Here is a 23,267-nt window from a genome sequence, read left to right as displayed (position 1 = left end):
CATGCCAATACAGATTTTACCGCCGCAGCTGGCGAACCAGATTGCCGCAGGCGAAGTGGTTGAGCGCCCGGCGTCGGTCGTAAAAGAGCTGGTGGAAAACAGCCTTGATGCCGGCGCCACGCGCATTGACGTCGATATTGAGAAAGGTGGCGCGAAGCTCATCCGCATTCGCGACAACGGCTGCGGTATCGCCAAAGCCGAGCTTGCAATGGCATTGGCGCGGCATGCGACCAGCAAAATTGCTTCGCTTGATGACCTTGAGGCGATCATGAGCCTCGGCTTTCGTGGCGAAGCGCTCGCCAGTATCAGTTCCGTTTCTCGTTTAACGCTGACTTCACGCACCGCCGACCAAAGCGAAGCCTGGCAAGCCTACGCGGAAGGGCGCGACATGGATGTGACGGTGAAACCGGCTGCGCATCCGATAGGCACCTCGCTGGAAGTGCTCGACCTGTTTTATAACACGCCCGCTCGCCGCAAATTCATGCGCACTGAAAAGACCGAGTTTACCCATATCGATGAGGTGATTCGTCGTATTGCGCTGGCACGCTTTGACGTCGCTATTTCGCTTAGCCACAACGGTAAGTTAATGCGTCAGTATCGCGCGGTCAGTGAAGATGCGCAGCGGGAGCGGCGTTTAGGGGCCATTTGCGGCACCACGTTTATGCAGCACGCTTTACGCATTGAGTGGCAGCACGATGATTTAGCGCTGCGCGGTTGGGTCGCCGATCCTCACGGTTCGCGCCAGGTTACCGATCTGCAATATTGCTACGTCAACGGACGCATGATGCGCGACAAGCTCATCAATCACGCGATTCGTCAGGCTTATCAAACGCAGCTTGGTGACGATCAGCAGCCAGCTTACGTGCTCTATCTGGAGATCGACCCGCATCAGGTGGATGTCAACGTCCATCCGGCTAAGCACGAGGTGCGTTTTCATCAGTCGCGTCTGGTACATGATTTTATCTGGCAAGGCGTGATGAGTGCGCTGCAAGCCAGCCGCGCGCCGGAATTGCCCATCGCCCACGCCGAAGAACCTGCGCCGAAGTGGCAGCCAGAAAACCGTCAGGCGGCAGGCGCGAACCACTTTGCACAACCCAGCAACACGCCACGCAGCGGCGGGGCTTCTGCGGCCGCGAGTGCGAACTGGCAGAACAAAGAGCCGGTTTACAGTGCGCGTGAAGGTAATGCCTATAAGCAGTTGATGAAAACGCCGATGGTAGAAACGCCGCGCGCGGCGCCAGTTCCTGCCGCGGCTCCGGTACGTCTGCCGGAAAAGCGTGAAGCGCCGCTGGCCGCCCATGCGCAAAGCTTCGGCCGCGTGTTAAGCGTTTTGCAGGATCGTTATGCGCTGCTGGAACGTGGTAGCGCATTGCAATTGTTATCGCTGGCCGTGGCGGCGCGCTGGCTAAAACAGGCCCAGCTTGAACCAGGGGAAGAGGGTTTAAAACCGCAGCCGCTCCTGATCCCGGTGCGCCTGAAAATTGCTGCGCCCGAGCTGGCCGCCATCGCCGATCATGCCGCGCTACTGAGCCAGATGGGCATTGATTTACAACGAGAAGGGCAACACGTGACGTTGCGCGCGGTGCCTTTACCGTTACGAACACAAAATTTACAAATCTTGATTCCAGAACTGTTAGGCTACCTGGCCCGGCAGCAAGAGGTTTCTGCATCCACGTTGGCCCCATGGCTGGCGCGTCGAGATGATGCAGAAGACGCTCACTGGAATCACTCGCAGGCAATTGCACTGCTGGCAGAGCTGGAAAGGCTTTGTCCGCAACTGCTGAAGTCGCCGCCTTCAGGTCTGTTACAGACCATTGAGATTGAGAGCGCGCTAAACGCGTTGAAGCATGAGTGAACTAAACCAGGCTAGCCGGCCAAAGGCAATTTTTTTGATGGGGCCTACCGCCTCCGGTAAGACGGCATTAGCGATTTCGCTGCGCCAGCAACTTCCGGTGGAACTTATTAGCGTTGACTCTGCCTTAATCTATCGCGGGATGGATATTGGCACGGCGAAACCGTCGGCAGAAGAGTTAGCACTGGCGCCCCATCGTTTGCTGGACATTCGCGATCCGTCGGAAGCGTATTCCGCCGCAGAATTTCGTCGCGATGCGTTGGCAGAAATGGCGGATATCACCCGGAAGGGGAAGATTCCGTTGCTTGTTGGTGGAACCATGCTCTACTTCAAGGCGTTACTTGAAGGATTGTCGCCGTTGCCCTCGGCCGATCCCGAGGTGCGTCAGCGAATAGAGCAAATGGCGGCGGAGAAAGGGTGGGAAGCCCTGCACCGTCAGCTGTGTGAAATCGATCCGGTCGCCGGTAGTCGTATTCATCCGAATGATCCGCAGAGACTTTCGCGAGCACTGGAAGTTTTTTTTATTTCGGGTAAAACTTTAACGGAACTGACAAAAACCTCCGGCGAAGCGTTACCCTACGACGTGTACCAGTTTGCTATCGCACCTGCGAGTCGTGAACTGATACATCAACGCATTGCGTTGCGTTACGACCAGATGCTAGCGTCAGGATTTGAAGCGGAGGCTCGTGCACTGTTTGCGCGAGGTGATTTGCATACGGACATGCCTTCCATTCGTTGTGTCGGTTATCGCCAGATGTGGTCTTATTTGTCAGGTGAAATCGATTACGACGAAATGGTTTATCGGGGAATTTGCGCCACTCGGCAGCTCGCTAAACGCCAGATGACCTGGTTACGTGGCTGGCCTGAAGTACACTGGTTAAACAGTGATGAGCCAGAGTTAGCGCGTAATGCGGTGCTTAAGGTAGTTAGTGCGTAGCAGGGATGATTGTGTACAATTGGTCCGTTATCGTGCGCAAATTTTTACGCAGTTTTTCTGAACCACGGTTCTTAAAGCAACAAACAACAAGCATATAAGGAAAAGATAGAATGGCTAAGGGGCAATCTTTACAAGACCCGTTTTTGAACGCATTGCGTCGTGAACGTGTACCGGTTTCGATCTATTTGGTGAATGGTATTAAGCTGCAAGGGCAAATTGAATCCTTTGATCAGTTCGTCATTCTGTTAAAAAACACGGTCAGCCAGATGGTGTATAAACACGCCATCTCTACAGTGGTTCCTTCTCGTCCAGTGTCGCACCATAGCAATAACGCGGGCGGCAGCGGTGGTAGCAGCAACTATCATCACAGCGGAAGCAATCAAAGCGCTCAGTCGCAGCCACAACAAGACGGCGATAACGCAGAATAATTTTGCGCTGCCGTAAAGCCAGGGCTGGAGAACGAGCACGTTTTCCTGTCCTGGTTATTTTATTTTAGCGAGGTTATAGCTTGTTTGACCGTTATGATGCCGGTGAGCAGGCCGTACTGGTACACATCTGGTTCTCCCAAGACAAAGAGCTGGAAGATTTGCAGGAGTTTGAAACTCTTGTCTCTTCTGCGGGCGTTGAAGCGCTGCAAGTCATTACGGGCAGCCGTAAAGCGCCACATCCCAAATATTTTGTCGGTGAAGGAAAGGCAGTTGAAATTGCCGATGCGGTAAAAGCGAGTGGAGCATCGGTCGTTTTATTCGATCATGCCTTAACTCCTGCTCAGGAACGTAATCTTGAACGGCTGTGCGAATGTCGCGTAATCGATCGCACCGGCTTAATTCTCGATATATTCGCCCAGCGCGCCCGCACCCATGAGGGTAAATTGCAGGTCGAGCTGGCACAACTACGCCATTTAGCAACCCGTTTGGTTCGCGGATGGACACACCTTGAACGCCAGAAAGGCGGTATCGGTTTACGTGGTCCGGGTGAAACTCAGCTGGAAACGGACCGACGCTTGCTGCGTGGCCGTATCAGTCAGATTCTCTCCCGTCTTGAACGCGTCGAAAAACAGCGCGATCAGGGCAGACAAGCGCGTGCCAAAGCTGACGTGCCAACCGTTTCGCTGGTGGGCTACACCAACGCCGGTAAATCAACTCTGTTCAACGCGATTACCTCTGCGGATGTGTACGTAGCGGATCAACTGTTCGCGACACTTGATCCGACATTGCGTCGTCTGAATGTGGCGGATGTGGGTGAAGTGGTTTTAGCAGACACCGTTGGTTTTATCCGTCATTTGCCGCACGACTTAGTCGCGGCGTTTAAAGCCACGCTGCAGGAAACGCGTCAGGCGACATTGCTGCTGCATGTGATTGACGCCGCCGATTTGCGTGTGAATGACAACATTGATGCAGTAAATGAAGTTCTGGAAGAGATTGAAGCTGACGAAATTCCGGCGCTGTTGATCATGAACAAAATCGATATGCTTGAGGACTTTGTGCCGCGTATCGATCGCAACGAAGAGAACCAGCCGATTCGTGTGTGGTTATCTGCACAGAGCGGCGTGGGTCTGCCGTTGCTGTGGCAGGCGCTCTCTGAGCGTTTAGCCGGTGAAATCGCGCAGTACGATTTACGTCTGCCGCCGGAAGCGGGCCGTTTGCGCAGTCGTTTTTATCAGTTGCATGCTATAGAAAAAGAATGGAATGAAGATGATGGCTGTGTGAGTTTGCACGTGCGTATGCCGATCGTTGATTGGCGTCGTCTGTGTAAACAAGAGCCGTCGCTAGCCAGTTATATTGTTTGAAATTGCCCAAACGCCTTTACTCAATATCTTTTAGATTGTCGTCATTATCGTTGCAGGCCGTATGTGCAGGATTTACCCGAATATTTCGGATTCCAGCAAGGCGGCAACTGAGTGAATCCCCAGGAGCTTACATCAGTAAGTGACTGGGGTGAACGAAGGCAGCCAACGAAGCTGCAATCCGAAAGATGAAGGGTAAAAAACGTAAATACAATAAATGGAGTAGAAACATGGCGTGGAATCAGCCCGGAAATAACGGACAGGACCGCGACCCGTGGGGAAGCAGCAATAATCAAGGCGGCAACTCTGGGGGAAATAAAGGAGGTCGCGATCAGGGACCACCTGATCTGGATGATATCTTCCGAAAGTTGAGTAAAAAACTCGGCGGACTGGGCGGTGGCAAACAGAATGACAATGGCCAGCGCAGCGGCGGTAGCGGTGGCAAAGTGGTTGGCATTGTTGCCGTAGCGGCAGTCGTTATCTGGGCGGCTAGCGGTTTCTACACCATCAAAGAAGCGGAACGTGGCGTCGTCACGCGCTTTGGCAAATTTAGCCATCTGGTTGAGCCAGGCCTCAACTGGAAACCGACTTTCGTCGATCAGGTTCGCGCCGTTAACGTAGAAGCCGTACGTGAACTGGCGGCGTCTGGCGTGATGTTGACGTCGGATGAGAACGTAGTGCGCGTTGAGATGAACGTGCAGTATCGCGTGACGGATCCTGAGCGTTATCTGTATGCCGTGACCAGTGCCGACGACAGCCTGCGTCAGGCCACCGACAGCGCCTTGCGTGGCGTGATTGGTCGCTCAACTATGGACCGCATCCTGACGGAAGGCCGTACCGTGGTACGTAGCGAAACTCAGCGTGAGCTTGACGAGACCATCCGTCCGTACAACATGGGAATTACCCTGCTGGACGTAAACTTCCAGGCGGCACGCCCACCAGAAGAAGTAAAAGCCGCGTTTGATGATGCGATTGCCGCGCGTGAAAACCGTGAACAGTATGTTCGTGAAGCTGAAGCTTATTCGAACGAAGTTCAGCCGCGTGCTAATGGTCAGGCGCAACGTATCCTCGAAGAGGGTCGTGCTTACAAAGAACGTACGGTGTTAGAAGCGCAGGGTGAAGTGGCGCGTTTTGCTCGCTTGCTGCCTGAATATAAAGCTGCACCAGAAATCACGAAAGAGCGTCTCTATATTGAAACCATGGAACGTGTGCTGAGTCATACCCGCAAGGTATTGATCAGCGATCGTGGTAATAATTTGACGGTCCTGCCATTGGATCAACTGATGCGCGGTGGTCAGGCATCTGGCCAGGGCGGTCAGAAAATGACGAATTTAATGAAGTCTCCTTCGTCGTCCGATAGTAATGCGAGCCGTGGAGATTCTTCATCTTACAGTCCAGACAGCATCATGGATCAGCGTCGCGCCAACGCGCTGCGCAACGATACCCAGCGCCAGGGGAGGGAGTAATCGATGCGTAAGCCAATCATCGCCGTAATTATTGTAGTGCTGGTGGTGCTTTACGCGTCACTGTTCGTGGTGCAGGAAGGCCAACGCGGCATCGTGCTGCGCTTTGGTAAGGTTCTGCGTGATGACGAAAACAAACCGCTGGTGTACGCACCGGGTCTGCATTTCAAAATTCCGTTTATCGAAACCATGAAATCACTGGATGCGCGCATTCAGACCATGGATAACCAGGCTGACCGCTTTGTTACCAAAGAGAAGAAAGACCTGATCGTTGATTCTTACATCAAGTGGCGCATCAGTGACTTCAGCCGTTACTACCTGGCAACCGGTGGTGGCGACGTTTCTCAGGCAGAAGTGCTGCTGAAACGTAAGTTCAGTGACCGTCTGCGTTCTGAAATGGGTCGTCTGGATGTGAAAGACATCGTGACTGATTCACGTGGCCGTTTAACCACCGACGTGCGTGATGCCCTGAACACCGGCAGCGCTGGCAATGATGATGACGTTCAGACGCCAGCAGCGGATGATGCGATTGCGAGTGCGGCAGCACGTGTAGAACGTGAAACCAACAGCAGTGAGCCGGCACCAAACCCGAACAGCATGGCTGCGTTAGGTATTGAAGTTGTCGACGTGCGCATCAAGCAGATCAACCTGCCGACTGAAGTGTCTGACGCGATCTACAACCGTATGCGCGCCGAGCGTGAAGCGGTAGCGCGTAGTCAGCGTTCACAAGGTCAGGAAGAGGCAGAGAAACTGCGTGCACAGGCCGATTATCAGGTTACGCGCACGCTGGCAGAAGCACAGCGTGAAGCGCTGATTTCGCGCGGTGAAGGTGATGGTGAAGCGGCAAAACTGTTTGCTGATGCCTTCAGCCAGGATCCGGATTTCTATGCCTTTATCCGTAGCCTGCGCGCCTATGAGAATAGCTTCTCAGACAACCAGGATGTGCTGGTGCTGAGTCCGGATAGCGATTTCTTCCGCTATATGAAAGCGCCCTCTAACGCCACGCGTTAAGAACTGATATAAAGTCCAGGCCGACAATGTTGTCGGCCTTTTTTTTGGGAAAAAATCATGAACTCAACCATCTGGATGGCGCTGGCTTTGGTTTTGGTGCTGGAAGGACTTGGACCGATGTTTATGCCACGTGCGTGGCGGCGGATGATTCTGGCGATGACGCAGTTGCCCGATCGTCTCTTGCATCGTTTTGGTGGCGGTTTAGTGGTGGCCGGCGTGGTAATTTACGCCATGATCAGTATGCATGCGCGTTAATCAGCCTGAAATTATGTGAGGCCGCCCGACTCAATTGTGTCTGTTGGCCGCTGTTCCCCCAACATGTTGTGAGCTGAGCAAAACTCAGGCAAAAAACAGCGCAATCGTATGCTAAAAGTGCTGAAAGAGTAAAAGTCAGGTGGTAGAATCCATTTTTAAGCAATCGGTGATTTTGAAAAAATGGGTAAGAACGTCGTCGTACTGGGCACCCAATGGGGTGACGAAGGTAAAGGTAAGATCGTAGACCTTCTGACAGAGCGCGCGAATTACGTCGTGCGTTACCAAGGTGGCCATAATGCAGGCCACACACTTGTCATCAACGGTGAAAAAACCGTCCTCCACTTAATTCCATCTGGCATTCTGCGTGAAAACGTCACCAGCATCATTGGTAACGGCGTTGTCCTGTCGCCTGAAGCGCTGATGAAAGAGATGAAAGGTCTGGAAGAGCGCGGTGTGCCGGTACGTGAACGTCTGTTGATCTCTGAAGCCTGCCCATTGATTCTGCAGTACCACGTAGCAATGGATGTGGCGCGCGAAAAAGCGCGTGGCGCTAAAGCTATCGGCACCACCGGTCGCGGTATCGGTCCTGCCTATGAAGATAAAGTGGCACGTCGCGGTCTGCGCGTGAGCGATCTCTTCAACAAAGAAACCTTTGCGGTGAAGCTGAAAGAGATCGTCGATTTCTACAACTTCCAGCTGGTTAACTATTACAAAACCGACGCAGTTGACTACGAAAAAGTGCTGAGTGATACGCTGGCGGTGGCCGATATCATTACCAGCATGGTGGTTGATGTGTCCGATCTGCTGGACGGCGCGCGCAAGCGTGGCGACCTGATCATGTTTGAAGGTGCGCAGGGTACGCTGCTGGATATCGACCACGGTACCTATCCGTACGTGACCTCCTCAAACACCACCGCAGGTGGCGTAGCGACGGGTTCAGGTATTGGTCCACGCTATGTTGATTACGTGCTGGGTATCGTGAAAGCCTACTCAACGCGCGTGGGTGCCGGTCCATTCCCGACCGAACTGTTCGATGAAACCGGTGAGTTCCTGTGTGCTCAAGGTAACGAGTTCGGCGCGACCACCGGTCGTCGTCGTCGTACCGGCTGGCTGGATGCGGTTGCCGTTCGCCGTGCCGTACAGATCAACTCCCTGTCAGGTTTCTGCATGACCAAACTGGACGTGCTGGATGGCCTGAAAGAAGTGAAAATCTGTGTGGCTTATCGCATGCCAGATGGCCGCGAAATGACCACCACGCCGCTGGCAGCTGAAGGCTGGGAAGGCATTGAGCCGATTTACGAAACCATGCCAGGCTGGAGCGAGACCACATTCGGCGTTAAGACGCTGGAAGGTTTGCCGCAAGCTGCACGTGACTACATCAAACGTGTAGAAGAAGTGACCGGTGTGCCGATTGATATTATTTCTACCGGCCCAGACCGCAGTGAGACCATGATTCTGCGCGACCCGTTCGACGCATAATCTCCTCAGGCCGGACTCTGTCCGGCCTTTGTATTTCTAATCTTTGACTCCACTCACTCTATTTTTTCTTGCAAATATCGATACTTGCCGGAAAAAAACGCACCGGCCACCACGCTCTGGTTTATCATCATATTTAAACATCACGCCGACCGGCGCATAACCATAACGTTCGATGATTCACTGAGGTATATGTGCAGCTAACAAGTTTTACCGATTATGGTCTGCGTGCCTTGATTTACATGGCGACGTTACCGGAAGGTAAGCAGACCAACATTACCGAAGTCACCGATACCTACGGGGTGTCGCGTAACCATATGGTTAAAATCATCAATCAACTTAGCCGGGCTGGCTTTGTCGCCGCAACACGCGGTAAAAACGGCGGAATTCGTTTAGGCATGGACCCGGAAAAAATCGTCATTGGCGATGTGGTGCGAAGAATGGAGCCATTGCAGCTCGTGAACTGCGACGAGTGTGTGATCACGCCAGCCTGTCGTTTGCGTAAAGCATTGCACGATGCGGTCCAGCTATTCCTCAAGGAACTGGACAAGTATACGCTGGCCGATTTGGTCAAAAATAACGATTCGCTGTACCAACTTTTATTGTCCGAACCGCCGGTGGCAATCCAAATTAAATGACATCGGAGGAACCGTAATGTCAAAAGATCCTTATCAGGATAGAGAAGCTGAAAAATACGAAAACCCAATTCCAAGCCGCGAATTTATTCTGGCACTGCTGGAAAAACGCGAAAAGCCGACCAGCCGCGATGACATCGCGCAGGAATTGAATATCACCAGCGAAGAGCAGTTGGAAGCGCTGCGTCGTCGTCTGCGCGCCATGGAGCGCGATGGCCAGCTGGTGTTTACTCGCCGTCAATGTTACGCCCTGCCAGAACGTCTTGATCTGCTTCGCGGTAAAGTGATTGGCCATCGCGATGGCTATGGCTTCCTGCGCGTAGAAGGTCAGAAAGATGATTTCTATCTATCTGCTGAGCAGATGAAATTCTGCCTGCACGGCGACGTGATTCTGGCGCAGCCAGGCAGCGCCGATCGTAAAGGTCGTCGTGAAGCGCGCGTGGTGCGCGTGCTTGAGCCACGTAACAGCCAGATCGTCGGCCGCTACTTTACCGATGCAGGTACTGGTTTTGTGGTGCCGGATGACAGCCGCCTGAGTTTCGACATCCTGATCCCGCAAGAAGAAACGCTTAACGCGCGTATGGGTTCAGTGGTGGTGGTTGAAATCACCCAACGTGCGACGCGTCGCACCAAAGCGATCGGCAAAGTGACCGAGCTGCTGGGTGACGATATGGGCACCAGCCTTGCGGTCGATATGGCGGTGCGCACCCATGAAATCCCGCACACATGGCCGGAAGAAGTTGAGAAGCAGATCGCTAAGCTGAAAGAAGAAGTACCGGAAGAAGCGAAGCTGGGACGTGTTGATTTACGTAAGTTGCCGCTGGTCACCATTGATGGTGAAGATGCGCGTGACTTTGATGATGCGGTTTTCTGCGAGAAGAAACGCGGCGGCGGCTGGCGTTTATGGGTGGCCATTGCCGACGTCAGCTATTACGTACGTCCGGGCACGCCGCTGGACGATGAAGCGCATCAGCGCGGCACCTCGGTCTATTTCCCGTCGCAGGTTATCCCGATGCTGCCGGAGATTCTCTCCAACGGCTTGTGCTCGCTGAATCCGCAGGTTGATCGTTTGTGCATGGTGTGTGAGATGACCATCTCCTCCAGCGGCAAACTTACCGGTTTCAAACACTATGAAGCGGTGATGAATTCCCATGCGCGACTGACCTACAACAAAGTGTGGAACATTCTGCAAGGTGATGCCGATCTGCGTGAACAATACGCGGCTCAGGTTCCTCATCTGCACGAGTTGCACAACATGTATCAGGTGCTGGAAACCGCGCGCGAGCAGCGTGGCGGCATTTCGTTTGAGACCGATGAACCCAAGTTCATCTTCAACGCCGAGCGTCGCATTGAGCGCGTTGAGCGCACGTCACGCAATGATGCGCATAAGCTGATTGAAGAGTGTATGATTCTCGCCAATATCGCCTCAGCGCGTTTTGTTGAGAAAAATGAAGAGCCTGCGCTGTTCCGCGATCACGATCGTCCAAGCGAAGACAGCATCAAAAGCTTCCGTACCGTATTGAACGAGCTGGGCTTAAGCCTGCCGGGTGGCACTAAGCCACACCCGACCGATTATGCCGCCTTGCTGAAGCAAGTGGCCGATCGGCCAGACGCAGAAATGCTGCAAACCATGCTGCTGCGTTCGATGAAACAGGCGGTTTACGATCCTGAAAACCGGGGTCACTTCGGCCTGGCGCTGGCGTCGTACGCGCACTTCACCTCGCCGATTCGCCGCTACCCGGATTTGCTGCTGCATCGCGCCATCAAATATCTGCTGGCAAAAGAGCGCGGCGAAGTGGATGGCATCACCACGCCGACCGGCGGCTATCACTACGACATGCAGCAGATGCTGCAGCTGGGCCAGCACTGTTCACTGACCGAGCGCCGTGCTGATGAAGCCACGCGCGATGTTGCCGATTGGCTGAAGTGTGACTTCATGCAGGATCAGGTCGGCAACGTGTTCAACGGCGTGATCTCCAGTGTGACCGGCTTTGGTTTCTTCGTGCGTCTTAACGAACTGTTTATCGATGGTTTGGTGCACGTTTCCTCGCTGGATAACGACTATTATCGCTTCGATGCGGTGGGTCAGCGTCTGATTGGTGAATCCGGCGGCCGTACTTATCGTCTGGGCGATGCGGTGGAAGTGCGCGTTGAAGCCGTGCATATGGACGAGCGTAAAATCGACTTCGCGCTGATTTCCAGCAAGCGTGTACCGCGCGGCGAAGGCAAAACCGAACGTGAGCGTGAGAAACGCGGTGGCAAACCGCCAGCCAAGCGTCGTCGTGATGCCGGCAAGAAGGGCACTTTCGAACCTGATTCAGCGTTCCGCAGCGAGAAGAAAAAGCCTGCGGTTGCTGAAAAACCGGCTAAAACCGAGAAAAAAGGCAAAAAAGTCTCCGAGAAAACCCGTAAAATCGCCGCCGCCACCAAGTCTAAGCGCGCGTCGAAGAAGCAGCCTGACGAAGCCTGATAGTTTGGTCGCCTTGCAGGGCGACCTGACGAAACCGTTGTAGGGTGCGCGTTCCTGCGCACCTGAATCTCCGAATTCAACGATCTAAATCCAACCTTGAGCAAAGTAATGAGTGAAATAATTTTTGGTATTCATAGCGTGCAGGCGCTGCTGGAGCGTGATCCTCAGCGTTTTCAGGAAGTCTTTATCCTTAAAGGCCGCGACGATCGTCGCCTGCAGCCGCTGATCCTCGCACTGGAAGCTCAGGGAATCCCGGTGCAGGTGGCGAACCGTCAATGGCTCGATAGCCAGGTTGAAGGCGGCGTGCATCAGGGCATCTTGGCGCGCGTGAAGCCAGGCAAGCAGTATCAGGAAGGTGATTTACCGGATCTGCTGCAGAGCCTTGAGAAGCCGTTCCTGCTGGTGCTGGATGGCGTTACCGATCCGCATAATCTCGGTGCTTGCCTGCGCAGCGCGGATGCTGCGGGCGTGCATGCGGTCATCGTGCCAAAAGACCGCGCAGCACCGTTGAATGCCACCGCGAAGAAAGTGGCCAGCGGCGCAGCGGAAAACGTGCCGTTGATTCGCGTCACCAACCTGGCGCGTACCTTGCGCTTGCTGCAGGAATACAACATCTGGGTGGTGGGCACCGCAGGCGAAGCCGATCACACCGTTTACCAAAGCAAAATGACCGGCCCAATGGCGCTGGTGATGGGCGCGGAAGGTGAAGGCATGCGTCGTTTAACGCGTGAGCATTGCGATGAGCTGATCAGCATCCCAATGGCAGGCAGCGTCTCGTCACTCAACGTGTCAGTTGCCACCGGCGTGTGCTTGTTCGAAGCCGTTCGTCAGCGTCAGGCGTGATCCCCGCCGCAAAAAATTTTCCAGGCCAGGCATAACTGCACATCCTCTTCATACTTGAAAAATGAGTATGAGGAGGACGTTATATGATTTGGACCACTCACACCGTATTTAATCAGCCCCATCCACTCAGTAACAGCAATCTGTTCACGCGCGATATCGCCCTGTGCGAGGCCGTTGCACGCGAAGGTGCCAGCTGGGATCGCGAATGGCTGGCTTCCGTCGGCTTGCAACTCGGCAGCGCCGAATCCCTTGAACTAGGCCGCTTAGCTAACGTCGAAGCGCCGGAACTGTTGCGCTACAACGCGCGCGGCGAACGCCTTGACGAAGTGCGTTTTCATCCCGCCTGGCATCTGCTGATGCAGGGATTATGCGCCAGTCGGCTTCACAATCTCAGCTGGCAGCCCGACGTTCAGCCACAGGCGATGGTGGCGCGTGCCGCACGATTTATCCTGCATGCCCAAGTGGAAGCCGGCTCGCTCTGTCCGGTGACGATGACGCACGCCGCCATTCCGCTGCTGCAGAATCATCTGCCTGAACCCTACGCGGACTGGCGCGAAGCGCTGCTCAGCGATCGTTACGATGCGCATCATCTGCCTGGCAACAAGAAACGCGGTCTGTTGATTGGCATGGGCATGACGGAAAAACAGGGCGGCACCGATGTGTTGAGCAACACCACACGCGCCGAACCGCTTGGCGTGCGCGGGCCGGGCGAAGCGTATCGCATCACCGGCCATAAATGGTTTTTCTCGGTCCCGCAAAGCGATGCGCATCTGATTCTGGCGCAAACGTCACAGGGATTGAGTTGCTTCTTCCTGCCACGCTTGCTGCCGGACGGCACGCGCAACGCTATTCGCATCGAACGCCTTAAAGACAAGCTCGGCAATCGCTCCAACGCCAGCGCTGAAGTGGAATTTCAGGATGCTATCGGCTGGCTGATGGGCGAAGAGGGCGAAGGGGTGCGGCTGATCCTCAAAATGGGCGGTATGACGCGCTTCGACTGCGCGCTGGGCAGTCACGGACAGATGCGCCGTGCGCTGTCGATTGCCGTGCATCATGCGCAGCAGCGTCAGGTGATGGGCAAGAACCTTATCGATCAACCGTTGATGCGCGCGGTACTGGCGCAACAGGCGCTACAGCTGGAAGGGCAAACCGCACTGCTGCTGCGGCTGGCGCGCGCCTGGTCAACACCGGCCAGCGAACATGAGCGCTTATACGCACGCCTATTCACACCCGCCGCCAAATATGTGATCTGCCAGGCGGGCATGCCTTTTGTGGCAGAAGCGATGGAAGTGTTGGGCGGCATTGGCTATTGCGAAGAGAGCGAGCTGCCGCGTCTTTATCGTGAGATGCCGGTTAATAGCATCTGGGAAGGCGCCGGCAATGTGATGTGCCTGGATGTCATGCGGGTACTCGGTCGTCACGCCGAGGTGATGACCATGCTGCACGATGAGTTTGAGGCGGTGAAGGGCAGTAATCGTCACTTTGATCGCCGCTGGCGGCAATTACGCTTGCAGCTCGCGAACCCGCGTGAAGGGCAGGCGCGAGAAATCACGCGCGAGTTACTGCAGCTGGCAAGTGCCGCGATTCTGCTGAAAGTGGCAGAGCCGCCGCTGGCCGATGGCTGGTGTCAGCAGCAGCTTGATCTGCGCGGCACACGGGCATTAAGCGACGATCTCTGCGCGCGCTTACTGTTGCGCTGCAGCGCCGGTTGAAGGCGCGCCATACAGAATGGCAGTGGCGTACCAGAAGCTGGGAAGGGTGGTTTCATCCAGCATCAGAATTTGATAGTAAACCGCACCCGCCTGATTGGCTTTAGCGGCAATAGCGCGCTGCACATCATCCGGCGAGCCGCGTGTGGTGGTGGTGATAGTGCCGAGCTTCGGCAGGCCAATACTCTGCGCGCGTGAAATTTCCTGCGCGTGCTGCATGGGCGGCGGCGGAGCTTGTGGCGTGGTGGTGAAAGCGGCGCAGCCGCTGAGCAGCAGCGTTAAGGCCAAATAGAGAGTACGCATAGCAACTCCTGAAGCAGGAAGATGGCTCAAGTGTAAGCCATCTTCCTGTGGCTTTTAGTCCTTCAGATGAAAAATGCTCACCAGCTGCGTCAGATGATGCCCTTTCTTACTCAGATGATTGGCGGTGGTTTCTGACTGGTTAATCATATCGCTGCTTTGATGCGTGGCCTGGCTGATGTGATTCATAGCCAGATTCACCTGACCAATGCCCGCCGCCTGTTCCTGCGCGGCAATATTGATTTCACCCATCAGCGTTTTAACCTGCTCGATGTGATTGACGATATGGCTCATCGCATCGCGCGTCTGCTCAGATAACGTATGGCCGGCCGCCACTTTATCGATGGAGCTGGCAATCAATCCATCAATCTCTTTGGCTGCCGTAGCACTGCGCTGTGCCAGCGCGCGCACTTCCGCCGCGACCACCGCAAAGCCTTTACCGTGTTCACCGGCGCGAGCGGCTTCAACCGCGGCATTGAGCGCCAGAATGTTGGTCTGGAAGGCGATCGACTCAATCACATGGGTGATATCGGCGATGCTCTGCGACGCCACGCGAATCTCCGACATGGTTTCCACCGAACGTGCCACGGTGCTGCCGCCGTGATTCACGGTATTAGCCGCTTCACCGACCAGCGCCATCGCCTGCCGCACGTTGGCAGCGGTTTGTGCCACGGTGGCGCCAAACTGCTCCATGCTGGCCGAGGTTTCCTCCACGCTGCTGGCCTGACGGCCAATCTGCTCGCTGATGCTGGAGCTGCTGGCGGCGATGGTATCGGTGCCGCTGCTGATTTCCCGCGCCGCCGAACGTACCTGACTGACGACTTTCTCCAGTCCATCGCCAATGCCGTTGATCGCGCTGACCAGCTGACCAATCTCATCACGACGTGAAGAGTCGAGATGTGCCTGCAGATTACCAGCGGCGTACTGTTCTGCCAGATGGATCACTTGCTGCAGCGGACGCGTGATGGCGCGGCGGCTGTACCACATAAAGCCAATGGCAAACGCGATCACCAGCGCCAGGCCAATCGCCATAAACAGGTTACGGCTGTGCGTGATTGGCGCCAGCAGGCTGGCACGGCTCACTTCACCGGCGATGATCCAGTTCCAGCCCGGCAGCTGCTGCCACGCCAGCAGTTTGGTTTCGCCATCCAGCTCAACCGTCACCAATCCCTTCGGCTGGCTAAGCAGTTGCTGCTGCGTGGCGTTATCCCAGCGCGGCAGTTTGCCTTCAGCGTGACGATCAAACAGATATTGGCCCTGGCTGCTGACCGGCGTCCCATTCAACACCGAGAAGGTGCCGCTGTCACCAAGATGGCGCGCCAGCACTTTGTCACGCATCAGCGCGTACTGCGCGTCGATCTGTACCCCGACGAACAGAATAGCGATCACCGCGCCGCTGCTGTCCTGCACCGGCTGATACTGCGTGATGTAACGATGGCCGAACAGCGTCGCCAGTCCGCGATAGACCGTGCCCTGATTGACGCTGCGCCAGGCGGCGCTGCTGCGATCCAGTTTGGTGCCCACCGCGCGGCTGCCATCCTCTTTTTTCAGCGAGGTGGCGATGCGGATGTAATCTTCGCCGTCACGCACGAAGATGGTGGATACCGCACCAGTACGATCGAGAAAATCATCTACCGCGATCTGATCGAGGTTGAGGGTTTTCAATCCCGCTCGCAGCGTTGGCGTGCTGAATTCACCTACCTGCACACGTTCGCTGTCGTCACGACTAAAACGTTTTGGCAGGAAGCTTTGGAACAGTTTGGTGTAATTTGCCACCTCTTCCGACAGCGTGGCGTTGAACATGGTGGCCATTTCATTAATGCCTTGCACCTGATTCTGCATATCATCGGTTGCCAGCTGCTCCAGCTGACGTGCCGCGTTATGGCTCAGGGTCAAGGTCAGCGTAAATAGCACAATTGCCACGCTCAAAGACGTCAATACAGACAGCTTGATTCCGAGACCCATGGCGCTGAGAGAAAGACGCTTCATAAAGTACCTTTTGAGATTATTGAAGGGGTACAAGATCAACGGCAAAGTGGGCTAAATGTTTAGGGCAGAAATTATTCAAACTTAATGTGAAGTGGCTCGCATTTTGTCAGGCAGCGCTTACACTGAGTCCAGTGATAATCATTCTCAATGGAGGCGGTATGATTGAGTTGGCAACGGAGAATCTGGCAGGCATTGAATGTATCCACGCATCACCGGCCGGGCAGCGCCAGGCGCGTTTGCCGACGGTGTTGTTCTATCACGGTTTTACCTCATCGAAAGAGGTTTACAGCTACTTTGCCGTGGCGCTGGCGCAGGCTGGTTTCCGCGTGATCATGCCCGATGCGGACATGCACGGCGCACGTTACAACGGTGATACCGACGCGCGGATGACCCACTTCTGGGAGATCCTTAAACAGAACATCGATGAAGTGCCGTTGCTGGAAAAGGCGCTGCGCGATAACGACTGGATTGCGGATGAACGTTTTGCCGTGGCTGGCGCCTCGATGGGCGGCATGACCGCGCTGGGCGCGATGGCACGCTATCCACAGATTCACAGCGTGGCGTGTTTGATGGGTTCCGGCTATTTCATGCAGCTGAGTCATACGCTGTTTCCGCCGCTGGTGGCGCGCACGCCAGAGCAGAAAGAGGCTTTTGCCGCGCGTTTAGCACCGCTGGCGCCTTACGATCCCAGCGAACAGCTGGAGAAACTGGCGAATCGACCTTTGCTGTTGTGGCACGGCGAAGCGGATGAAGTGGTGCCCTTTGCTGAAACGGCGCGTTTGCAGAAAGCCTTAGGCGAGGCAGAACTCGATCACCATGTGACCACGCTATCTGAAAAAAACATCGGCCATAAAATCACGCCTGCGGCCCTGACGGCGCTGGTCAGTTTCTTTAAACATCATTTATAAAAATGCGGGTTGGCGTGATTGGCGCCAGCCCGTTTAGGTTGCCGAATCAGAGTTGTGATGACAACCGTTCGGCGGCGCTGGTATTGGCACTGACTGGGTTACTGCTTGCAGGCGCATCCAGCCGATTGACGTAGACATAGCCTGATGCCGCGTTGCTGCTGTGACTTCTCATCTGCTGCGCGAAGTCAGCGGAGCTGGCAAGAGCGGGTGTAGACAGGAAGAGACCCAGTAAAGTGGCGAAAATGATCGTTTTCATTATCGACTCCTCACTCCAGGGATTGCACTCTCAGACGCGGCGAAAAGCGGAATTCGTTGCGCCTGTAAACAGTATAGTTCTTAACCAATTTGCCGCCAGATCGTCCCTATGAACGCCTTCTTCAGAGAATTTGATAAAACGCTATCTAACTCACTGATGCATCTCACTTAGCACAAAAAACCGCATCAGCTGACACGATAGTCGCCATTTGATGAATTGTGCGCTTGAGTTTCCGCAAGGACGCCAGTATGATTACGCGTCAATTTTTCAGCTGCATTCAGAGGTGTGTTTCATTTTTTAAATGATTCGCAACCTATAACGTTCCTTGCTTCCGTGGGCCGCAGCTGACCCTGACAGGAGGCTGAATAATCCGTAAGGAGCTATCGATGCGTCATTACGAAATCGTATTTATGGTCCACCCTGACCAGAGCGAACAGGTTCCAGGTATGATCGAGCGTTACACTGGTGCTATCACCGGTGCACAGGGCACGATTCACCGTCTGGAAGACTGGGGCCGCCGTCAGCTGGCTTACCCAATCAACAAACTGCACAAAGCTCACTATGTTCTGATGAACGTAGAAGCGCCGCAGGAAGTGATTGACGAGCTGGAAACTAACTTCCGCTTCAACGACGCCGTTATCCGCAGCATGGTTATGCGCGTTAAGCACGCGGTAACTGAAGCATCTCCGATGGTTAAAGCTAAAGACGAGCGTCGTGATCGCCGCGAAGACTTTGCTAACGAATCGGCTGATGACTCAGATGCTGGGGATTCTGAAGAGTAATCCGACATGACGGCAAATCGGCTGCGCCTGTCTGGCACTGTGTGCAAGACGCCGGTTCGAAAAGTCAGTCCGTCAGGGATTCCTCATTGCCAGTTCGTGCTTGAGCATCGTTCTGTGCAAGAGGAAGCCGGTTTCCACCGGCAAGCCTGGTGTCAAATGCCGGTGATTATCAGCGGCAGCACCCATCAGGTGATTACTCAACATATAACGGTCGGCACGCAACTCACTCTCGAAGGCTTTATTAGCTGCCATCAGGCACGCAATGGTCAGAGCAGAATGGTGTTACATGCCGAGCAGATTGATTTGATAGATTCTGGAGACTAGCCAAATGGCACGTTATTTCCGTCGTCGCAAGTTCTGCCGTTTCACCGCGGAAGGCGTTGTAGAGATTGATTACAAAGATATCGCTACACTGAAAAACTACATTACCGAAAGCGGTAAAATTGTCCCGAGCCGTATTACCGGTACTCGTGCAAAATACCAGCGCCAGCTCGCTCGTTGCATCAAGCGCGCTCGCTACCTGTCCCTGCTTCCGTACACTGATCGTCATCAGTAATCGGTAGTTGTCCATTAACGACTTTAAGAGGATAAGGTAATGCAAGTTATTCTGCTTGATAAAGTAGCAAACCTGGGCAGCCTGGGTGATCAGGTTAACGTTAAAGCGGGCTACGCTCGTAACTTCCTGGTTCCACAGGGTAAAGCTGTTCCTGCTACCAAGAAAAACGTTGAGTTCTTCGAAACACGTCGCGCTGAACTGGAAGCCAAACTGGCTGACGTTCTGGCTGCTGCTAACGCACGTGCAGAGAAAATCAACGCACTTGGCAACGTAACCATCGCGTCTAAATCAGGCGACGCTGGTAAGCTGTTCGGTTCCATCGGTACCCGTGACATCGCTGATGCAGTAACTGCAGCTGGCGTTGAAGTGGCTAAAAGCGAAGTTCGTCTTCCAGAAGGCGTACTGCGCACCACCGGTGAGCACGAAGTTGACTTCCAGATCCATAGCGAAGTCTTCGCTAAACTGGTTGTGAATGTAGTTGCTGAGTAAGTTCACTCAGTAATGCGAAAACGCCGGCCATGTGCCGGCGTTTTTGTTTCTGCGTTTTACTGAGCGCGGATAAAGCTGCCATCTGGCTGGCGTGTAAACAGCACCGGACCGTTGCTGCCATCGACCGTTAAACCGGTCACCACGCCTTGCGCGTTCTGACGAATCTTCACCTGCTGACCATTCTGTAACGCACTCAGCGGCTGCCCATCACCTTCGACTCGCGCCATGGCAAACACATCATTCACCGGCAAATTATTGTCGCGGAACAGCTGTGCCAGTGTCTGGCCTGATGCCACATTATAGGTGCGCCACTCGCCCTGCGAATCGGTTTTCGCCGGCGTGTTTTGCTGTTGATTATTGTCGTAAATCTCCGCCTGCATCGGCACTTCTTTAGCGCCAGTGTCCGCCGGACGCTCAACCGGATATTGCGGCGTGCTGCTCGGCCAGAGAAACGCCAGCAGCAGCACCAGCAGGGCAATGACGATGCCGCGACGATGCAAAGCGGGTAGCGGATCCATCCAGCGCACATCATCCAGCAAATGCCAGACGCGCTGTAGTGCGGCGGGAACGCGGGAAGGGTGATCGGAAGCCATTCGTGAATCCTCCTCGCTGGCGGCCTGGCGCGGAATGCGCGGCAGCCAACGTTGCAACCAAGGTAATAAAGTACGCGGTGCGCGCGTCCTGCGACGTCGTGGGGCGATCTGGCCCATGTATTCTCTCTTGTTCCGACGGTGGCGGGTGAAAACCTCGCCACAGCTATAGTATGAGCAATGCTGACAGGAAGTGCCTGGCAGCATTGAAAAATTTGACCGCTGTATTGTTTCCGTTTCGCCGGGAAATGTCATCTGCGGCGCGTGAGATTTTACGCCAGCCGCCCGCGCTGGTATGCTGCCGGTTCTATTTTTCTCCGGGATTAAGGAATCAAGATGACGACCCCTTCATTCGACAGCGTCGAATCACAAGCAAGTTACGGTATCGGTTTACAGGTAGGCCAGCAGCTGCAAGAGTCTGGACTGCAGGGTCTGCAGCCAGAAGCACTGCTCGCCGGCCTGCGCGACGCGCTGGAAGGGAACTCACCGGCCGTCCCGGTTGACGTGGTACATCGCGCACTGCGGGAAGTGCACGAGCGCGCTGAAGGCGTGCGTCGTGAGCGTGTAGAAGCGATGGCGGCAGAAGGTCAGACTTTCCTTGAGCAGAACGCACAACGCGAAGGCGTAAGCAGCACCGAAACCGGTCTGCAGTTCAGCGTCATCACGCAGGGCGAAGGTCCAATTCCTTCACGTCAGGATCGTGTGCGCGTGCATTACACCGGCAAACTGATCGATGGCACGGTATTCGACAGCTCAGTCGCGCGTGGCGAACCCGCAGAATTCCCGGTTAGCGGCGTAATCGCCGGTTGGATCGAAGCGCTGACGCTGATGCCGGTCGGTTCGAAGTGGGAACTGGCGATTCCACACAACCTCGCTTACGGCGAACGCGGTGCTGGCGCCTCCATCCCGCCATTCAGCACCCTGATCTTCGAAGTTGAGCTGCTGGAAATTCTGTAAGTCGCAAAAGGGCGGCCATCGCCGCCCTTATTCATCATTTCTTCTGCAAATCCACCTGCCACAACGCAAAACCTATCTCATCGCTGCCCACCGCTTTCATCGGGTAATCGGCGTGCTGCTCGATAAACTTCGTTGCTTTCGCGCCAGGCGCGGTCTCAAAACGGATATCCAGCGGCGTGCTGCTGTTAATCGGCGCTAAACGCCAGTTGTGATCGGCCTGCGGTTTCACTTCGCCATGCGCTTTGGTTTCGCTGCTGATATAGGCGGCAACCACCGAGCGGTTCTCATCCGGCGACGCGAAGGCGACATACTTATCGCCGGTGCCGGCAAACTTGCCGCCATAAGCGCGATAGTTATTGGTGGCGACCAGGAAACGGGCCTGAGGATCAATAGGTTTGCCTTGCCATGTGAGATCCTTAATGCGCGAAGCCCCCTTGTTGATCAGCGAGCACTCTGCGTCATAGCGCGCCGGCTGCGTGACATCGATTTGATACTGCACGCCATCGATCACATCGAAGTTATAGGTACGGAAATCCCAGTTAATCAGCGCTTGCGGTTTGCTGCTGTGCGGATCGATTTGATTAAACTGCGCGGCTGAACACTCCAGCCACTCTTTCACCTGTGCACCGCTGACTTTCATCACCACCAGCGTATTGGGATAGAGATAGAGATCGGCGGCGTTACGGAAAGTGAGGTTACCCTTCTCTACTTCGACATAGCTGGCGGGATCGTTTTTGCGGCCGCCAGCTTTAAACGGCGCGGCGGCGGAGAGCACCGGCAAGCGGCCAAGATCAGGATCGCCCTGAATAAAGTGCTCGACGTAAGCGCGCTGCGCGTTGTTAACGATCTGCACCGTGGGATCGTCCTGCACCAGCGACAAGTAGCTGTACATCACGTCGGCGGATTTACCGATCGGTTTGGCAACAAAATCGCGCGTGGCGCGGTGATCCTGCTCCAGCACTTTCACCAGATCGGCATCTTCGGCAGCCAGCGATTTTTTCGCCGCGCTGTCATAAATTGGACGTGCCTCGGCTTTGCCCTGCGCAACCTGCCATTTGCCGCCCTCGTTATTCAGCACCAGGTCGACCACACCCAGATGATCGCCCCACATACCGGGCATCACCGCCGGAATACCGTTAAGTGTGCCTTGAGCGATATCAGCGCCTTTAATTGCCGCAAACTCTTTGCTCGGGAAGACCGCGTGAGCGTGACCGAACATGATGGCGTTGATGCCAGCAACCTGGCTGAGGTAATAGACCGAATTTTCGGCCATGGCATGGTAGGGTTCACTGCTCAAACCGGAGTGCGGAATAGCGATGATTATTTCAGCACCTTTTGCGCGCATTTCCGGCACATAGCGCTTCGCTGTTTCAGTGATGACATCAACCCGCACTTTTCCCTGCAGATTGTTGCGATCCCAAACCATAATCTGCGGGGGAACGAAGCCGATGTAACCAATTTTCAGCGTATGCGGCTTACCGTCACGGTCTGTAACGGTGGTTTCCTTGATTAAGTAGGGCGTAAACAGCGGTTTTCCGCTCTTTTCATCGATAATGTTGGCGTTGACGTAAGGGAAACGCGCGCCGGCCAGCGCTTTTTGCAGATAAGGTAAACCGTAATTGAACTCATGATTACCGAGGTTTCCGACCGCGTAATCCAGCGTATTCATCGCCTTATATACCGGATGAACTTCGCCCGGTTTGAGCCCTCTCGCCGCCATGTAATCGCCCAGCGGACTGCCCTGAATGATATCGCCGTTATCGACCAGCACGCTGTTCTTCGCTTGCGCGCGGGCCTGCTGAATTAAGGTGGCGGTGCGTACCAGGCCAAATTTCTCCGTCGGCGTATCTTTGTAATAATCGAAATCCATCATGTTGCTGTGCAGATCGGTGGTTTCCAGAATGCGCAGATCCACCGTAGCAGCCTTTACCGTGGCGGCAGTTATACAGAATGCCAATAACGACATGCTCGCTTTGAACATCGCTTGCTCCTTGTTCGGTCCA

The 23,267-nt window shown here is 54.8% G+C and carries 23 protein-coding genes; 18 read left to right on the top strand and 5 right to left on the bottom strand.

The genetic code is table 11. The annotated features are described in order from the left end of the window. Position 1: 1 nt before the first annotated feature. From mutL to AAF463_RS17215, 12 genes are all read left to right on the top strand, one after another. Positions 2 to 1,855: a DNA mismatch repair endonuclease MutL gene (gene mutL / locus AAF463_RS17270; RefSeq protein WP_350261192.1), complete on the top strand. Its 1,854-nt coding sequence runs from the start codon at positions 2 to 4 to the stop codon at positions 1,853 to 1,855. Then, on the top strand, positions 1,848 to 2,789 hold the full coding sequence (gene miaA / locus AAF463_RS17265) for a tRNA (adenosine(37)-N6)-dimethylallyltransferase MiaA (RefSeq protein WP_350261191.1): 942 nt from the start codon (positions 1,848 to 1,850) through the stop codon (positions 2,787 to 2,789). Before mutL ends, miaA begins: the two co-directional genes overlap by 8 nt. Positions 2,790 to 2,899: 110 nt before the next feature. Beyond that, positions 2,900 to 3,217 carry an RNA chaperone Hfq gene (gene hfq, locus AAF463_RS17260; protein WP_101762863.1) on the top strand — a complete coding sequence of 106 codons (318 nt, stop codon included), beginning with the start codon at positions 2,900 to 2,902 and terminating at the stop codon, positions 3,215 to 3,217. A gap of 80 nt (positions 3,218 to 3,297) precedes the next feature. Beyond that, positions 3,298 to 4,578, top strand: coding sequence for a ribosome rescue GTPase HflX (gene hflX / locus AAF463_RS17255; RefSeq protein WP_007892011.1), 1,281 nt, complete (start codon positions 3,298 to 3,300; stop codon positions 4,576 to 4,578). 227 nt (positions 4,579 to 4,805) lie between these two features. Next, a complete protein-coding gene (hflK, locus tag AAF463_RS17250) occupies positions 4,806 to 6,041 on the top strand; it encodes an FtsH protease activity modulator HflK (RefSeq protein ID WP_101762864.1) in 1,236 nt (411 codons plus the stop codon). A gap of 3 nt (positions 6,042 to 6,044) precedes the next feature. After that, complete coding sequence (gene hflC / locus AAF463_RS17245) at positions 6,045 to 7,049, top strand: protease modulator HflC (RefSeq protein WP_101762865.1); 1,005 nt, start codon at positions 6,045 to 6,047, stop codon at positions 7,047 to 7,049. Positions 7,050 to 7,106: 57 nt separating this feature from the next. Further along, positions 7,107 to 7,304, top strand: coding sequence for a DUF2065 family protein (locus tag AAF463_RS17240; protein ID WP_008103612.1), 198 nt, complete (start codon positions 7,107 to 7,109; stop codon positions 7,302 to 7,304). 180 nt (positions 7,305 to 7,484) lie between these two features. Next, positions 7,485 to 8,783, top strand: coding sequence for an adenylosuccinate synthase (locus tag AAF463_RS17235; RefSeq protein ID WP_008103611.1), 1,299 nt, complete (start codon positions 7,485 to 7,487; stop codon positions 8,781 to 8,783). Positions 8,784 to 8,974: 191 nt separating this feature from the next. Next, complete coding sequence (gene nsrR / locus AAF463_RS17230; RefSeq protein ID WP_064738380.1) at positions 8,975 to 9,418, top strand: nitric oxide-sensing transcriptional repressor NsrR; 444 nt, start codon at positions 8,975 to 8,977, stop codon at positions 9,416 to 9,418. A 16-nt stretch (positions 9,419 to 9,434) separates the two neighbouring features. Continuing rightward, the gene (gene rnr, locus AAF463_RS17225) at positions 9,435 to 11,885 is read left to right on the top strand and encodes a ribonuclease R (RefSeq protein WP_192236125.1); all 2,451 of its coding nucleotides are present in this window, start codon (positions 9,435 to 9,437) and stop codon (positions 11,883 to 11,885) included. Positions 11,886 to 11,993: 108 nt separating this feature from the next. Next, entirely contained in the window at positions 11,994 to 12,728 is a 735-nt protein-coding gene (rlmB, locus tag AAF463_RS17220) for a 23S rRNA (guanosine(2251)-2'-O)-methyltransferase RlmB (RefSeq protein WP_350261190.1), read from the top strand. An 83-nt stretch (positions 12,729 to 12,811) separates the two neighbouring features. Continuing rightward, positions 12,812 to 14,440, top strand: coding sequence for an isovaleryl-CoA dehydrogenase (locus AAF463_RS17215; protein WP_350261189.1), 1,629 nt, complete (start codon positions 12,812 to 12,814; stop codon positions 14,438 to 14,440). Here AAF463_RS17215 and bsmA read toward each other — a convergent pair. Together bsmA and AAF463_RS17205 are read right to left on the bottom strand one after the other, a co-directional pair. After that, positions 14,414 to 14,740: a biofilm peroxide resistance protein BsmA gene (gene bsmA / locus AAF463_RS17210; protein WP_350261188.1), complete on the bottom strand. Its 327-nt coding sequence runs from the start codon at positions 14,738 to 14,740 to the stop codon at positions 14,414 to 14,416. The genes AAF463_RS17215 and bsmA overlap by 27 nt on opposite strands. 54 nt (positions 14,741 to 14,794) lie before the next feature. After that, on the bottom strand, positions 14,795 to 16,726 hold the full coding sequence (locus AAF463_RS17205; protein WP_350261187.1) for a Cache 3/Cache 2 fusion domain-containing protein: 1,932 nt from the start codon (positions 16,724 to 16,726) through the stop codon (positions 14,795 to 14,797). Between the two features lie 158 nt (positions 16,727 to 16,884). On the opposite strand from AAF463_RS17205, the gene yjfP reads away from it, so the two are divergent. Continuing rightward, complete coding sequence (gene yjfP / locus AAF463_RS17200; RefSeq protein ID WP_110867431.1) at positions 16,885 to 17,634, top strand: esterase; 750 nt, start codon at positions 16,885 to 16,887, stop codon at positions 17,632 to 17,634. A gap of 46 nt (positions 17,635 to 17,680) precedes the next feature. Here the strand turns inward: yjfP and AAF463_RS17195 are convergent, their stop codons facing one another. Continuing rightward, on the bottom strand, positions 17,681 to 17,890 hold the full coding sequence (locus tag AAF463_RS17195) for a hypothetical protein (protein WP_101762873.1): 210 nt from the start codon (positions 17,888 to 17,890) through the stop codon (positions 17,681 to 17,683). Positions 17,891 to 18,276: 386 nt separating this feature from the next. Here AAF463_RS17195 and rpsF point away from each other — a divergent pair, with 386 nt between their 5' ends. From rpsF to rplI, 4 genes are read left to right on the top strand one after another with little or no spacing between them, the layout of a single operon-like run. Next, the gene (gene rpsF / locus AAF463_RS17190; protein ID WP_101762874.1) at positions 18,277 to 18,672 is read left to right on the top strand and encodes a 30S ribosomal protein S6; all 396 of its coding nucleotides are present in this window, start codon (positions 18,277 to 18,279) and stop codon (positions 18,670 to 18,672) included. Between the two features lie 6 nt (positions 18,673 to 18,678). Then, positions 18,679 to 18,996: a primosomal replication protein N gene (priB, locus tag AAF463_RS17185; RefSeq protein WP_007892027.1), complete on the top strand. Its 318-nt coding sequence runs from the start codon at positions 18,679 to 18,681 to the stop codon at positions 18,994 to 18,996. A gap of 4 nt (positions 18,997 to 19,000) precedes the next feature. After that, a complete protein-coding gene (gene rpsR, locus AAF463_RS17180; RefSeq protein WP_002210155.1) occupies positions 19,001 to 19,228 on the top strand; it encodes a 30S ribosomal protein S18 in 228 nt (75 codons plus the stop codon). Between the two features lie 39 nt (positions 19,229 to 19,267). Then, positions 19,268 to 19,717 carry a 50S ribosomal protein L9 gene (rplI, locus tag AAF463_RS17175; RefSeq protein ID WP_008103594.1) on the top strand — a complete coding sequence of 150 codons (450 nt, stop codon included), beginning with the start codon at positions 19,268 to 19,270 and terminating at the stop codon, positions 19,715 to 19,717. 56 nt (positions 19,718 to 19,773) lie between these two features. On the opposite strand, the gene AAF463_RS17170 is transcribed toward rplI, so the two are convergent. Beyond that, the gene (locus tag AAF463_RS17170) at positions 19,774 to 20,427 is read right to left on the bottom strand and encodes a LysM-like peptidoglycan-binding domain-containing protein (RefSeq protein WP_158238609.1); all 654 of its coding nucleotides are present in this window, start codon (positions 20,425 to 20,427) and stop codon (positions 19,774 to 19,776) included. A 216-nt stretch (positions 20,428 to 20,643) separates the two neighbouring features. On the opposite strand from AAF463_RS17170, the gene fklB reads away from it, so the two are divergent. Further along, positions 20,644 to 21,264, top strand: coding sequence for an FKBP-type peptidyl-prolyl cis-trans isomerase (gene fklB, locus AAF463_RS17165; protein ID WP_008103590.1), 621 nt, complete (start codon positions 20,644 to 20,646; stop codon positions 21,262 to 21,264). Positions 21,265 to 21,298: 34 nt separating this feature from the next. Here the strand turns inward: fklB and AAF463_RS17160 are convergent, their stop codons facing one another. Further along, complete coding sequence (locus tag AAF463_RS17160) at positions 21,299 to 23,245, bottom strand: bifunctional 2',3'-cyclic-nucleotide 2'-phosphodiesterase/3'-nucleotidase (RefSeq protein ID WP_350261186.1); 1,947 nt, start codon at positions 23,243 to 23,245, stop codon at positions 21,299 to 21,301. Between the last annotated feature and the right edge of the window lie 22 nt (positions 23,246 to 23,267).

The sequence above is a fragment of the Pantoea sp. BJ2 genome (assembly GCF_040255075.1).
Lineage (GTDB): Bacteria > Pseudomonadota > Gammaproteobacteria > Enterobacterales > Enterobacteriaceae > Pantoea > Pantoea leporis.
This window is presented reverse-complemented; position numbering and strand designations above follow the sequence as displayed.